Below are 13374 nucleotides of genomic sequence, written 5' to 3'. Positions count from 1 at the left end.
ACACTACTCTTTCAACCATGTTTTTATCAAATTAGCTATCATTTCGGGGTCTTCTTTTACCGATTCTTCTATCTTTTTAACCATAACTTTTGTTTTCACTGTACCAACGTCAACTGATACCTTTTCATCAAGTTCAGATTCAATCTCCCGCTCAAGTTCTTCCAGTGTTTTGGGAAACTTAACACTATCATCCAACTGCAGATCCACATTGGCACCTTTAATGGGTATATCCCCCACCGCGGCCAGTTCACCACTCTTAGTTTCCTTGATATCCCCCAATTTTTTCATAATAGGGCGGATCACAAGGAAATAGAACAATAGAAACATGATTAGTACCATTACGTACTTTGAAATCTGAATGATAAGCTCGTTCATCTTTTCCTTCTCTAATAACTTACTTTCTGACATTTGTGATGTATCAAAAGATACATTGGTCACCTCGATCTGATCACCACGCTTTTCATCAAATCCCGCTGCTTTTGCCACAAGCCCTTTTATCTTATCTAACTCCTCTTTGGTGCGTGGTACATATTTGGTTACCTCTTTTTTCCCTTCCTTCACAATTTCGGCTCTATCATTTACAACTACAGCTATTGTGAGCCTTTTGATACTACCTATCGATTTCTCTTCCTTTGTAACAGTCTTTCCTATTTCGAAATTCTGGGTCTCTTCATTTTTTGTATACGTTGAATTGACACCATTTTGCTGGATATTCGGCTCAGCAAGATTTGGCTCCACCCCCGGCTGCCCCTGTGGTGTATTGGGTGTATTTTTACTCTCTATCTCTATGGTCTGGGATGACCTCAATACCGGATTTTGGTCATACTCTTCCTTATTGATCTCTTTTTTGTCAAAGTCAATTTCTGCGGTCACCTGTGCAACGGCATTGTTTTCCCCTAATGTTGTGGCAAGCAAGGAATTTATTTTTGAAGCAATGATTTTTTCAATTTTCTTTTGATATTCCAACTGTGTTTGGGTTTTGACGTAAGGAAGATTTTCCTCATTCAACGATTCACTAAGCAAATTACCCTGCGTATCCACAATCTGAACATTTTGAATTTTCAAACCCTTAACAGCCCCTGCCACAAGTGAAGCTATAGCTTTCACTTTATCACGGTTGAGGGTTTCCCCTTTCTTCAGCTTTAAAACAACCGCAGCTTTTGACTCACCATCTTCGGTAATGAACAGTTTATCTTTAGGTAGAGTAAGATGAACTCTTGCCTCTTCCACTTCTTCCAATGTACTAATAGTACGGGATAATTCCCCCTGTAACGCCCTCTGGTAATTTACATTCTGCGCAAACTCCGTAATACCAAAAGATGTCTTATCAAAAAGTTCAAAACCTACACCGCCCCCCTTGGGTATACCTTCCTTGGCAAGCTCTATCCTTGTTTCATAAACATCCTTCGCGGGTATCTCGATGGTTTTACCACTATCTTTAAGATTATAGGGAATTTTTTTGGCTTTAAGCTTAGCCACCACTTCTGCAGCATCTTCCTGTGATAGATTGGCAAAAAGAATCTTGTAAACCGGCTTATTTGCCCAGTAAACAAGGACTATTATGGATAGTAAAATGGCTACAGCAGCAGATATTATAGTTATCTGCTGAACCTTTGAAAATTTCTGAAATACTTTTTTAAATTGCTCTCCTACATCTTTGATATTCATCTAACCTTTATACCTGAGTCCTCATAATATCCTGATATGCTTCGAGTAATTTGTTTCTTACTTCCATCATCAGCTTCAAAGATACATCTGCCTTCTGAATTGCTATCATAGTATCGTGAATATCCGTCTCTCCTGACATCGCTTTTTTGATGGCGGCATCCGCCTGAATCTGAGCATCATTAACCTGCTCTATACTCTTCTTCAATACGTCAGAAAAAGAAAGATCAGACTTTTCTGTGGATTTACTGCCCGAAGGCTCACTCAACTTGTTTGGTAACAGTAAATTAATATTCTTTATCTCTGACATAGCACACCTTTTATATATTATATTAATTTTTTTAATATTTTACAACAAAAATTTTAAGCCCTACCGATGTCAAGTGCCCTCATTGCAAGTTGCTTTGCCGTATTTAAAACCGTTACATTTGCTTCATAACTTCTGCTTGCCTCTATCATATTCACCATTTCTTCAATCGGGTTGACGTTTGGATACTGCACATACCCCTCTTCATTTGCATCCGGATGGCCTGGCTCATATTTTAAAACAAAAGGCTTTTTATCCTCCACCACCTTTTCCACTCTAACTCCACCAGAATATTCCCCTTCCAGAAGCTCTTTAAAAACCACATCTTTTCTTTTGTATGGTTCCCCTGTTTCAGTTTTTGTGGTATTTGCGTTGGCAAGATTTGAAGATATAACGTTGATCCTTATCCGCTGTGCTGATAAACCTGTGGCTGCAACGTTTAAGATATTAAAAAATCCCATAAAACCTCCTATCTACCCTGAATAGCAGATTTAAGTCCGGTAAATTTACCTGCTATAATTTGGCTGAACATAGAATACTGAATACCATTTTTCGCCATCTCACTCATTTCATAATCTAAATTTACATCATTACCATCATTCCTGAGGGAGGGATTGTTTTGCAATCTAACGAAGCTATTTGGATCAGTAATATCAGTAGTTCCTTTTATATGGCGATCATTAGTGGTCATAAGTGGTAATTTTGAACCACCGGAAAAATATTCCTTCATTACTTCGGAAAACTCAAGTTTTTTTGCTTTATAATTTGGTGTGTCAACATTTGCGATGTTATTAGCTAAAATATTGTTTTTTACACTGTTTACCTTCAATGCAAAACTCAAATCTTTTATAACTGTCTTATCAAAGATATTCATAAGCTTCCTCCATATAGTGCTCATATCAAATTATGTGCCACTTGACGATGGAAAATTTTTATGCTACCACTCTTAAAAATAAAATTATGGAGTTTATCAGTGTCTAAACCTATCGTCGGAATTCTTATGGGAAGTGATAGTGATTTACCAGTTATGAAAAAAGCGGCTGACATTTTTAAGGAATTCAACGTCCCTTATGAAATAAAGGTTTTATCAGCCCACAGAACTCCGGATGAAACGATAAAATATACAGAAGAGGCAAAAGAGAGAGGCATAGAAATTCTCATAGCCGGAGCTGGAGGGGCAGCCCACCTGCCAGGTGTAATAGCAGCAAAGACAACACTTCCGGTGATTGGTATCCCTATGCCAAGTAAATTTATGGATGGGCTCGACTCATTACTTTCAATCGTACAGATGCCAAAAGGGATCCCTGTGGCAACCGTTGGGGTAGGAATTGCGGAAAATGCTGCACTTCTTGCCATACGTATTCTTGCACTAAAATATGATGAGTATCAGAGAAAGCTTGAAGATTTCATTGAAAAACAGAGACAGAAGGTATTAAGTATAAAAATTGAAGAATAAAATTTCCACTAAAATCATAAAACTAACAGAAGAGAATTTCAATGAAGCTTTGAAAATCGCATCAGGAATAATCAATACTGGTGGAATAGCCGTAATACCAACTGAAACCGTTTACGGTATTGCGGCATCTATATATAATTCTTATGCAATCCAGAAGATCTTTGAAGCCAAAAACAGGCCAGCAGACAACCCACTGATAGTTCACATTTCTGATTCAAAACAACTAAATGACTTAACAGATGAGATAAACGAAGCTGCCAAAAAACTTATGCAACACTTCTGGCCTGGCCCCCTCACCCTCATATTTAAAGCCAAAGAGGGTATCAATAAAAAAATTACAGGTGGGCTAAGCACCATAGCCGTAAGAATGCCAGACAACGATTTCACATTAAAACTTATAGAAATGACAGGCCCTCTGGCAGCCCCATCAGCAAATATCTCCGGAAAACCATCCGGAACGGAAATCTCAGATATATTTGAAGAATTAAACGGTAAAGTAGACCTCATTGTAGATGAGGGGATCGTAAGATGCGGACTGGAATCCACTGTCATAAACACACTGATAAATCCACCTGTGATATTACGAAAAGGAACTATATCTAAAGAGATGATCGAAAAGGTAGTGGAAGTTGTAAACTTCTCCAGCCCTGGGGAAGGCACCATATCCCCCGGGACAAAGTACAAACATTACGCACCTGGGATAAAAACAACTTACATCAAAAAGATCACTTCACCGGATCACTTAAACCTTCTATTAAGTACCATTTCAATCGATAAAAAGATAGGAGTTATACACTTTGGGCTTGATATGGAAGGATATTACAACAATATTCAAATAGAGAATCTATCAGGCAATCCGGAACATGCTTCAAAATTTTTTTACCGGACACTGCGGAAGATGGAAAAATCAGTGGACGAAATCATTATACTTCCCCTACCAGATCACCATGGGCTATGGGTAAGCATTGAAGATAGAATTGAAAGGGGCTCAGATAAAATCATAGATGTTATTTAAGCTTGATTTTAAAATAAAAATATTACATATTGTTGCAAAATATATAAGAGGTCTATTATGTTTGGTTTAGGTTTATCAGAGATATTGCTGATAGCTGTTGTGGCAATAGTTGTAATAGGTCCCAAGAGGCTGCCTGAAGTTGCAAGAGCTCTCGGGAAAGGATACGCTGAGTTTAAAAAGGCGATGGATGGTTTTAAAGAGGCCGTCAATATAGACGAAGTCATCCACGATAAACCTAAAGATAATGACTTAAAAAATGTCTATGAAGATAAGTGGAAAACCGCCCACAGTGAACAATCAAAAGATTCACCCACAAATACCGAAACAGCAAAAAATGAAACAAAGGAAACAAAATGAAGCCTGTTGATGCAGAACAACCCTTAATGACACATCTTGAAGAACTAAGGAAAAGACTAATTAGAATAATGATTGCTCTTACTATAGTCTTTTCTATATGTTATTGGAAAAGTGTATACCTTTTTCAGTTTATAAAAAAACCGCTTATATTGTTCATGCCACCAAATTCATCTCTGTCTATGCTGAAGCTAACGGAGGGGTTTCTCACTGAATTAAAACTTTCCTTTATGGCTGCAGTGTTTTTTGCTATGCCATATATATTATACGAATTATGGAAATTTATCGCACCAGGACTTTACGCCCATGAAAGAAAATATGTATCAGGATTTGTAATATCCGCATCTTTTCTCTTCTTTTTTGGATCATTTTTCTGTTATCAGTTTGTTTTACCAATTGCCTTTAAATTTTTCTTAACTTATGCAACAGATGGGATCACAGCAAACCTTTCATTGACATGGTATCTGTCATTTGTTGTCAAACTGATGCTCGGTTTTGGTGTTGTGTTTGAATTACCTGTAATAGTGTTCTTTCTTGCTAAAATAGGGTTGGTCACAGAAGATATGCTAAAAAAGTATCGGGGCTATTCGATCGTAGGTATATTCATAATTGCTGCCATACTTACTCCGCCAGATGTAGTAAGTCAGGTATTGATGGCAATACCACTACTTATCCTTTATGAAATAAGCATCTTTGTGGCAAAAATATTTGGGAAGAAAAAAGGGAAAGATTTGAGTATATATGAATGAATTAACCGATAAATATGGTAGAACATACAGATATTTGAGGGTATCCGTAACAGATAGATGCAATTTTAGATGTAAATACTGTATCCCAACACACAATTTTAAATTTATAGATCACAGTGAAATTTTAAGGTATGAAGACCTGCTTTTTGCCCTTAAAATATTCTCTAAATATGGAATCAAAAAGATAAGATTAACTGGTGGTGAGCCATTGGTAAGAAAAGGACTTACCGATTTCATCAGGAATATTAAATCAGAAACAGATATTGAGGAGATAACTCTTACCACAAACGGATCCCTTTTAACCCAATTTGCAGAAAACTTAAAAAAAGCTGGTATAAACAGAATAAATGTAAGTATAGATTCTCTAAAACCTGAAAGGTACCAGCTTATTACCGGCGGTTTTGATTTAAATAACATAATTGATGGAATAAAATCAGCCCAGGATGCAGGATTATTCCCCATAAAGATAAATACCGTTCTCATAAAAGGTTTCAACGATGATGAGATAGTGGATTTCTGTCATTTTGCTGCAGACAACAATGTTACCGTCAGATTTATTGAGTTTATGCCTATTGGAAATAGTATTGGGTGGAACAAAGATGCCATCATAAGAGGTAAAGAGATTTTAGATATAATAAGGGAACATTTTTCACTTACAAAAATAGAAAAACATAAATTTGAAGGACCAGCGTTGAACTATAAACTCTCAAATGGAGCCAGAATCGGGATCATCACCCCAATATCCAACCATTTCTGTGGAGAATGTGACAAACTTAGAATCACCCCGGATGGGAAGCTGAGACCATGTCTACTCTCCGATAGAGAAATAGATCTGACTTATGCCATAAAGATGAGGGACGAAGATCTATTTTTGAAAAAGATTAAAGAATCTCTTGATATAAAAGATTGGTCGCATCATATATCCGATTGTGAGTCTATTAAATTTAACAGAACTATGTCTAAAATTGGTGGTTGATATGTTTATCAAATATGGAAAAGATAGTCTTGAATTTACGTTAAAAAAAATTGACATATTGGCAACAGACAGAATAATGGAACCCCTCAAGATTGAAAAGATCCTGCAGATATTGAACAATGAAGCGATTTTAATGGAAGGGATCGAAGAGGTCATTGAAAAATCCAATAAGAGCCTAATTATTTTACCTGACATCACCAGAAAATCAGGGGCAGAGATCTTTTTACCCTATCTTTTCAACATTTTTGAACAGTACAACAAAGATTTCAACATTATCTTTGCCATCGGCACACATAGAAATCTCACCATTGAAGAGAAAAAGCAGATACTCACCGAAGATCTTTTCAATAAATATCATCATAAGATCATTGACCACAATCCCGATGACCTTGACAACCATTTCTATTTTGGGAAAACCCGCAATAACACCCCAATACTGATAAACAACGCTTACACAAAGGCAGATACAATAATCCCCATAGGATCTGTGAGCTATCACTACTTTTGTGGATTTGGTGGAGGAAGGAAACTGATAATACCAGGCATAGCATCCAGGAAAACTGCCCTGCATAATCATAAATTAGTCCTTGATGAAACAAATAGATGCAAAAACATATATGCCACAACCGGTAACCTGAAAAATAACCCCGTTCACAGCGATATTGTGGAAGCTGTAATGATAGCACGAAGAGGCAAAACATTTTTTTCCATCAACACAATATTAAATGATGACAATAAAGTAGTAGATCTGGTATGTGGCGATCTTTTCACCTCACATATAGAAGCCTGTGAAAAACTAAAACAATATACCACCATAGAGGTGGAAAAAAAATACGATAACGTAGTGGTTTCCGCAGGTGGTTTCCCTAAGGACATAAATATGGTTCAGTCACAAAAATCTATAGATAGAATAAAAAATATAGTAAAAGATGGTGGTAATATCTTCTTTTTTGCTGAATGTATCGATGGATATGGAAATGATTATTTTAGAGATTTTTTCGATATCTCCTCCTCTAAAGAAATGTTTGAAATCCTGCTACAGGACTACCAGATCAATAAACAGACCGCTTTTAATCTAAAAACAATCACAGAAAGATTTAACTGCCACCTTTACTCCAGCTTTTCAAAAGAGGACACAGAGCGAATGGGCTTTAAAAAGCTAAATTCAATAGGTGAGATGACTGAAATAATCGGAGATTCCAATGTAGCTTTTGTCCCCATTAGCTACAACTATTTCTTTAAAGTAAAAGATTAATGAGTTACCATTAATCATTATTCAATTTGTTTAGAATTTTCTATAGTAACTTTATACGGTTTGTTCTTATTAGCCATTTCAATATAATCGCTAATTACTCATCCCCCCTCCATCAGGCGTACCGTTTTACCATATCCACCACATATTCCACCTCTTCATCCTTCATCCCGGGCCAGATTGGAAGGGAAAGGGATAGCTCAAAAACTCTATTTGCTATGGGGTAATCTGCATCTTTATAACCAAAATTACTTCTGTAGTATGGATGTTTGTGGACAGGTATAAAATGTACCGATGTGCCAACCCCCACCTCTTTTAATTTTTCGATTAGATGATCTCTATTCTTCACTTTTATGACAAAAAGATGCCATGCCGATACCCTATCATCCTTCAAAACCGGCAGTCCAATCCTTTCATCATCTTTAAAGGCATCGATGTACATTTTTGCTATCTTTTCCCTTTCTTTCATCATCCATTCAGCTTTATTCAATTGAGCAAGCCCCATTGCTGCGTTTATATCGGTGGAGTTGTATTTTAAGCCGTTATCCACCACATCATAATACCAGCTACCTTTCATAGTGTATCTATCCCAGGCATCTCTATTTATCCCATGTAGTCTATTAATTTTTATTGATTTCAGGTATTCTTCGTTATCCGTGGTTATTGCGCCACCCTCCCCCATAGCAAGAGTTTTGGTGGCATAAAAACTGAAACATGTAATATCACCAATTGTACCTACAGGTTTATCTTTATAAAAGGCAGGGAATGAGTGGGCGGCATCCTCGATAACCTTTAGGTTATACTTTCTTGCAATATCTAAAATCTGATCCATATCACAGGGCTGACCCGCAAAATGAACAGGTATTATAGCCTTTGTTTTATCAGTAATTAAAGCTTCTATCTTATTCACATTCATCAGCATTGTATCGTAATCTATATCGCACAAAACTGGCTTTGCATTAAAATATGTCACCACCTCCGCCGTAGCAATAAAGGTATTCGTAGGCAAAATAACCTCATCACCTGCTTTTAAGCCAATTGCCTTTAAAGCAAGATGAAGAGCTGCGGTACAGGAATTTACCAGTAAAGCATTAATCTGTTTTGAACTATCCCTGTTGATAAAATCAGCAAATTTTTTTTCAAACTCCATCACCTTTGGCCCCATGGTGATCCATCCGGATCTTAAGGCATCCACCACCAAATTTATCTCTTCGTCAGTAATATGTGCTTTATGAAATGGAATATACATTATACACACTCCTTAAAATTATTATCTATATCTTATTACGAATTCTGCTATACGTTTAGCCTCTTTTTCGTTTATTTTATCGTGTGTGGGAAGGTTTATTATGCGATCCGAAATATCTTCCGCAATGGGGCAGGCACCTTTATAATAAAAAACCTTTTCCCATCCTGTCAAATTTGGATGAAGTGGAGATAAAAACCAATCCCCAATCTCTATTTTAAGCTTCTTTGCTTTTTCGAGTATCCCTCTTTTGTCCCTAACCAATAGAGGAAACCTTAAAAAAATAATTTCCATATTATCATTCTTCAATTTATCGTATTCATTTAAAAAATATTCTCTGTAGATATTGGTTATCTTTTTTCTATGGACTATAATATCTTCTTTATTCAAAAGTTTTTTGAAAAGTAATCTTTCCTGAGTCAGCCCCATTCTTTTTTCAAAATTTTGAGGTTTTTCATATTCCAGTTCATCATTGGAAGATGACCCCACAGTAATACCCAATGATGATAGTTTGCGGTATGAAGACTGGGCTATCCAGAACAATTTTGGCGTGAGAAATTTTTCATAAAGATTGTACTGAGCATCAAGGAGCAACTCCTCTTTTTTTGATGGCATGTTAAACTCTTTATAAATTTTTTCCATACCAGAGATTAAATCGGGGTTATTTATCTGTGCCCAGCCACCTAAACCTGTTGTAACTGGCTTTGACCATTGGGAGGAAAAAAAGGCAGCATCACCGAAATTCCCCATTTCAACCCCTCTATAGGTAGAACCAAGACAATGACATGCATCCTCTATGAGAAAAAGGTTATACTTTTTACAGATAGATCTTATCTCATCCATCCTGGCAGGAATTCCAAATGTATGCTGTGCTATTATGGCCTTTGTTTTATCCGTAATCTTCTCTTCAATCTTGTTCACATCTATGTTATAATCAGATGGGTCAATATCCACGTATACAGGCCTTCCACCTGCATAACAGATGGCATTAGGCACCACTACACAGGTAAAACCTGGAAGAATAACCTCATCCCCCTCTTTTATCCCCATACCTTTTAAAATAGCATATAGCGCCACTCTACCTTTAAAAAATGTATAAATTGTTGACATATTACCTCCCGAATAAATACCTGATCAATCCCCAGATGGAACCAAGGCCGTAAGATATGTGAAGGGTGAAAAAAGAGATAACGCAGTGTAAAAAATATTTAAAACCTTTACTTTTTGCTATCTGATAGCTAAAATAGATGTTTGCCATAAAGTAGGATCCAAGTGTAAGCCAGAACAGTATATAAAAAAAGCTGATATTACTAAGTAAAAGGGATGACACCAGAGTTAATACAAAGATTGCAGGTATCGTATGTCTTATGGAAAAGGGGATTTTAGCAAATCTCAAACTATAAAAAACCCAGAAACCATTCCAAAAATTCTGCCTAAAAAGCCCTTTTAATGTATCTCTTGAAAAATAGGTACTTTTGATCTCTGGATTTAGAATAATCCTTCCACCTGATTTTTTGATTCTTAAATTAAGCTCTATATCCTGATTTCTTACAAGACTCTCATTGAAATACCCAAAACGTTCAAATACCCCTCTTTTGTAACATCCATAAGGAACTGTATCCACCTCCATCAATCTATCCGTACCTGTCCTGAACAGTGAATTCCCCACCCCAAACCTATTAGATAAAACATAAGAAATCGATCTGGCTAAAATGTTATCCGATGGGGATATCGTTTCGATTATTCCCCCCACACAATCTGCACCGGTTGATAGGATGGTTTCTATATTTTTTAATACAAAATTATCAGGTATCTTTGTGTGACTGCTTAAAATAATAACATACTCGCCACTTGAATTCTTTATCCCAATATTCAGAGCAACAGGGGTAATCTTTTTGGGATTATCTGTCACACTTACGAGTAACCTATCCCTATATGATAGGATTATCTCTTTTGTCCGATCATCGCTCATACCATCGATAAATAGAATCTCTAACTTTTCTTTTGGATAATCTATCTTTGTAAGTGAATCTAAAAATGTACCAATAAACTTCTCTTCGTTTCTACATGGAATAACCAATGATACCTTTGGTAGTTCTTCATAGTTCATATATCACCTTTAAAAAATTGCTAATATTATTCTGCCATAATCCTCTTTTTCTTATAATCTCCTGATTTATCTTGAGAAATTCATCTATTCTGCTCTGGACAGAAAAGAGCCTATCTATATTCCCATCGAAGTAGAATCCATTGTACCCATCCCATACCCATTCCCTATTAGATGGGATATTGGAAACAATTGGGATACATCCAAAAGACATTGCTTCCAGAAGTGAAACAGACGTGGCATCCGAATCGGGAATGGAGATATAAAACGTGCTTTTGGCGTATATCTCGTCCTGTTTCTCTTTTGAAAGAAAACCTACGTATTCCACAGCCGAAGACAGTCCGAGACTACTTATCTGTCCTAAGATATCATCCCTTAAAACTCCGTCATTTGCTATTATCAATCTTGATCTTTTGTCCCTGTCGTGGATATTTTTGAAAAATGACACTATCTTATCAATGTTGTAATTCGGCTTTAACATCCTGTTGGAAAAGAATAGCAGAGGCTCTTTATTCGTAACATTGGGGATATTTTCAACCCCAAAAGGGAATGTGAGAACCCTTTTGTTACAAAAATCCAGTATTTTATCGGTCATAGAGTATGAATCTGAAGTTATAAGGTCTGAATGTTTTAAAATGTATCGGGTGATCTTTTTATACAAAAAATTCCTGTTTGGATTCACAAGGATATCCGAACCCCAGCAGGATGATACTATCTTGTAGTCATACTTCATAAGCTTTTTAACCAATACCGCCATAAAACCGTTGCTGGTGATGTAATGAGGATTTACTATATCTGGATGAACATATTTTATAATGCTGTTGAGTAAACTTGCATATTTCAAAATCGAATAATTCCCCCCCGTCTGACTTACGGAAAGATTTGCCGAAAAAGCCTTCTTTTCTCCCAAAATACTTTTTAATTCATCTGATATTCTGTTGAAGGAAAAGAGGTACAGATCAACATCTTTTTTTAGTGTTTTTGCCCATTTTAAAAGGTGTGGACTGTTGCCATCCCCAATTATAAGATATCTCATCTTTTTTCTAACTCTTCCATTAATCTTTTTTCCAATATTTCCACCTGAAAACGCCTGTGGCAGGTTTTCACTAACTCAATATCCGGATTGAACTTTTCCCCATTTTTCCACAAATCATAGCATTTCAATATGCATTTTTTTATCCCTTCAATATCGTTGTTATCCGCCACAAATCCAAAATTCCCCTTTTTTATAAGATCTGCCGCCACATCATCAGGATCCACCAGTGCTAATATCGGTCTTACTACACCTATATATTCAAAAAGCTTACCTGTATAAACCCCTTTTAATTCGGAAGTGGGGTGTATCAAAAGAAGTGCATCAGATTTTCTCATAAAGTCGATAGATTCCTTATTAGAAACTTTGTCAAAAAAATGCACCTTTTCTTTCAACAGTTCATCCACCACCATAGGCTTTGTGACCCCCACAAAGTTTATCCTTATATCATCGATATCCCCCCGTTGCAACAACTCTTTTACACCCTTTAGAAAATTATCCGGATTTCTTAAACCATAAAATGTGCCTGTATACGTAACGGTCCATACACTATTCGCAGGTGGATTATCAAAGCAGGGTTCAAAATCATAACCATTTCTTATCTCTAAGAAAATTATATCTTTTCTCTGGGTCTTACCCTCAAACTCCTCTATAATAGGTTTAGACACAGCAGTAATGATGTCAGCTCTGGATAGGATCTCTCCTTCATAATGTCCAATCTTTTTTCTATACCTTTCGGGGAAAAATATGTTGCTACTCATATGATCCCTCATATCCGCAACCCATACAATCTTTTTATTTAGATTTTTAAGATATAAAGCGATTATGTGAGTGGAAATCGGTGCAAATGAGCTTAACACCACATCCACATCAGGTTTATTTTTATTGAGATAATCAAAGACAGAGCTCCTCCATCCATCGTACTCATCCAGCTGTGTAAACAGTAAGATTCTGTTGTAGAGTGCTTTGATATTGTGTAAAAAAACGTTTGTCTTACGATTGAAGGTGGCTTTTTTAAATAAAGATCGATCCGGAACTCTTATGACCCTTACTCCATCCACCATCTCGTCAGAATGAAACTTATTTGATCTTGTAAGTACTGTAATATTGAAATGTTTGAGATATTTACAAAACGCAACCATTCTATTCGTAGCTACAGATTCCACAGGGGGGTAAAATGGGGTAATTAATAAAAGATTATATTTTTTCATCTA

The 13374-nt window shown here is 36.4% G+C and carries 15 protein-coding genes; 6 read left to right on the top strand and 9 right to left on the bottom strand.

Going from position 1 to position 13374, the window contains the following annotated elements; translation table 11 throughout:
- Nucleotides 1-3 precede the first annotated feature (3 nt).
- Genes fliF through flgB form a run of 4 tightly spaced genes read right to left on the bottom strand, consistent with a single transcriptional unit; the run spans nt 4 to nt 2846 of the window.
- Nucleotides 4-1668, bottom strand: coding sequence for a flagellar basal-body MS-ring/collar protein FliF (gene fliF, locus ACP5Q2_RS04375; protein ID WP_428097597.1), 1665 nt, complete (start codon nt 1666-1668; stop codon nt 4-6).
- Nucleotides 1669-1675: 7 nt separating this feature from the next.
- A complete protein-coding gene (fliE, locus tag ACP5Q2_RS04370; protein ID WP_428097594.1) occupies nt 1676-1975 on the bottom strand; it encodes a flagellar hook-basal body complex protein FliE in 300 nt (99 codons plus the stop codon).
- Between the two features lie 53 nt (nt 1976-2028).
- Nucleotides 2029-2433 carry a flagellar basal body rod protein FlgC gene (gene flgC, locus ACP5Q2_RS04365; RefSeq protein ID WP_424604953.1) on the bottom strand — a complete coding sequence of 135 codons (405 nt, stop codon included), beginning with the start codon at nt 2431-2433 and terminating at the stop codon, nt 2029-2031.
- 8 nt (nt 2434-2441) lie between these two features.
- Complete coding sequence (gene flgB, locus ACP5Q2_RS04360; protein WP_424604954.1) at nt 2442-2846, bottom strand: flagellar basal body rod protein FlgB; 405 nt, start codon at nt 2844-2846, stop codon at nt 2442-2444.
- Nucleotides 2847-2906: 60 nt separating this feature from the next.
- Here flgB and purE point away from each other — a divergent pair, with 60 nt between their 5' ends.
- The 6 genes from purE to larA are packed head-to-tail and all read left to right on the top strand — an operon-like array spanning nt 2907 to nt 7777.
- Nucleotides 2907-3428, top strand: coding sequence for a 5-(carboxyamino)imidazole ribonucleotide mutase (gene purE / locus ACP5Q2_RS04355; protein ID WP_428097589.1), 522 nt, complete (start codon nt 2907-2909; stop codon nt 3426-3428).
- A complete protein-coding gene (locus ACP5Q2_RS04350) occupies nt 3418-4443 on the top strand; it encodes an L-threonylcarbamoyladenylate synthase (RefSeq protein WP_424604956.1) in 1026 nt (341 codons plus the stop codon). The genes purE and ACP5Q2_RS04350 overlap by 11 nt, the downstream gene beginning before the upstream one ends.
- 57 nt (nt 4444-4500) lie before the next feature.
- A complete protein-coding gene (locus ACP5Q2_RS04345) occupies nt 4501-4800 on the top strand; it encodes a twin-arginine translocase TatA/TatE family subunit (RefSeq protein ID WP_424604957.1) in 300 nt (99 codons plus the stop codon).
- A complete protein-coding gene (gene tatC / locus ACP5Q2_RS04340) occupies nt 4797-5546 on the top strand; it encodes a twin-arginine translocase subunit TatC (RefSeq protein WP_428097585.1) in 750 nt (249 codons plus the stop codon). The genes ACP5Q2_RS04345 and tatC overlap by 4 nt, the downstream gene beginning before the upstream one ends.
- A complete protein-coding gene (moaA, locus tag ACP5Q2_RS04335) occupies nt 5539-6522 on the top strand; it encodes a GTP 3',8-cyclase MoaA (protein ID WP_428097582.1) in 984 nt (327 codons plus the stop codon). Before tatC ends, moaA begins: the two co-directional genes overlap by 8 nt.
- Before the next feature lies 1 nt (nt 6523).
- Nucleotides 6524-7777 (top strand): nickel-dependent lactate racemase, encoded by a 1254-nt coding sequence (larA, locus tag ACP5Q2_RS04330; protein ID WP_428097580.1) that lies wholly within the window; start codon nt 6524-6526, stop codon nt 7775-7777.
- A gap of 112 nt (nt 7778-7889) precedes the next feature.
- Here the strand turns inward: larA and ACP5Q2_RS04325 are convergent, their stop codons facing one another.
- From ACP5Q2_RS04325 to ACP5Q2_RS04305, 5 genes are read right to left on the bottom strand one after another with little or no spacing between them, the layout of a single operon-like run.
- Nucleotides 7890-9023, bottom strand: a complete 1134-nt coding sequence (locus ACP5Q2_RS04325) for a DegT/DnrJ/EryC1/StrS family aminotransferase (protein WP_428097577.1) — start codon at nt 9021-9023, stop codon at nt 7890-7892.
- Nucleotides 9024-9044: 21 nt separating this feature from the next.
- Complete coding sequence (locus ACP5Q2_RS04320) at nt 9045-10130, bottom strand: DegT/DnrJ/EryC1/StrS family aminotransferase (protein ID WP_428097575.1); 1086 nt, start codon at nt 10128-10130, stop codon at nt 9045-9047.
- A 1-nt stretch (nt 10131) separates the two neighbouring features.
- Entirely contained in the window at nt 10132-11130 is a 999-nt protein-coding gene (locus ACP5Q2_RS04315; protein WP_428097572.1) for a glycosyltransferase family 2 protein, read from the bottom strand.
- Nucleotides 11120-12163: a glycosyltransferase gene (locus ACP5Q2_RS04310; RefSeq protein ID WP_428097570.1), complete on the bottom strand. Its 1044-nt coding sequence runs from the start codon at nt 12161-12163 to the stop codon at nt 11120-11122. Before ACP5Q2_RS04310 ends, ACP5Q2_RS04315 begins: the two co-directional genes overlap by 11 nt.
- Nucleotides 12160-13371, bottom strand: coding sequence for a hypothetical protein (locus ACP5Q2_RS04305; protein ID WP_428097567.1), 1212 nt, complete (start codon nt 13369-13371; stop codon nt 12160-12162). The genes ACP5Q2_RS04310 and ACP5Q2_RS04305 overlap by 4 nt, the downstream gene beginning before the upstream one ends.
- Between the last annotated feature and the right edge of the window lie 3 nt (nt 13372-13374).

Source organism: Calditerrivibrio sp. (assembly GCF_049968475.1).
GTDB classification, from domain to species: domain Bacteria; phylum Chrysiogenota; class Deferribacteres; order Deferribacterales; family Calditerrivibrionaceae; genus Calditerrivibrio; species Calditerrivibrio nitroreducens_A.
The sequence above is the reverse complement of the archived record's forward strand: the minus strand, read 5'-3'. Positions and strand labels throughout refer to the sequence as shown.

Coding starts and splice junctions, on each gene's coding strand:
- fliF (WP_428097597.1), bottom strand. CDS start 1,668: ATGAATATCAAAGATGTAGGAGAGCAATTTAAAAAAGTATTTCAGAAA.
- fliE (WP_428097594.1), bottom strand. CDS start 1,975: ATGTCAGAGATAAAGAATATTAATTTACTGTTACCAAACAAGTTGAGT.
- flgC (WP_424604953.1), bottom strand. CDS start 2,433: ATGGGATTTTTTAATATCTTAAACGTTGCAGCCACAGGTTTATCAGCA.
- flgB (WP_424604954.1), bottom strand. CDS start 2,846: ATGAATATCTTTGATAAGACAGTTATAAAAGATTTGAGTTTTGCATTG.
- purE (WP_428097589.1), top strand. CDS start 2,907: ATGCTACCACTCTTAAAAATAAAATTATGGAGTTTATCAGTGTCTAAA.
- ACP5Q2_RS04345 (WP_424604957.1), top strand. CDS start 4,501: ATGTTTGGTTTAGGTTTATCAGAGATATTGCTGATAGCTGTTGTGGCA.
- tatC (WP_428097585.1), top strand. CDS start 4,797: ATGAAGCCTGTTGATGCAGAACAACCCTTAATGACACATCTTGAAGAA.
- moaA (WP_428097582.1), top strand. CDS start 5,539: ATGAATGAATTAACCGATAAATATGGTAGAACATACAGATATTTGAGG.
- larA (WP_428097580.1), top strand. CDS start 6,524: ATGTTTATCAAATATGGAAAAGATAGTCTTGAATTTACGTTAAAAAAA.
- ACP5Q2_RS04325 (WP_428097577.1), bottom strand. CDS start 9,023: ATGTATATTCCATTTCATAAAGCACATATTACTGACGAAGAGATAAAT.
- ACP5Q2_RS04320 (WP_428097575.1), bottom strand. CDS start 10,130: ATGTCAACAATTTATACATTTTTTAAAGGTAGAGTGGCGCTATATGCT.
- ACP5Q2_RS04315 (WP_428097572.1), bottom strand. CDS start 11,130: ATGAACTATGAAGAACTACCAAAGGTATCATTGGTTATTCCATGTAGA.
- ACP5Q2_RS04310 (WP_428097570.1), bottom strand. CDS start 12,163: ATGAGATATCTTATAATTGGGGATGGCAACAGTCCACACCTTTTAAAA.
- ACP5Q2_RS04305 (WP_428097567.1), bottom strand. CDS start 13,371: ATGAAAAAATATAATCTTTTATTAATTACCCCATTTTACCCCCCTGTG.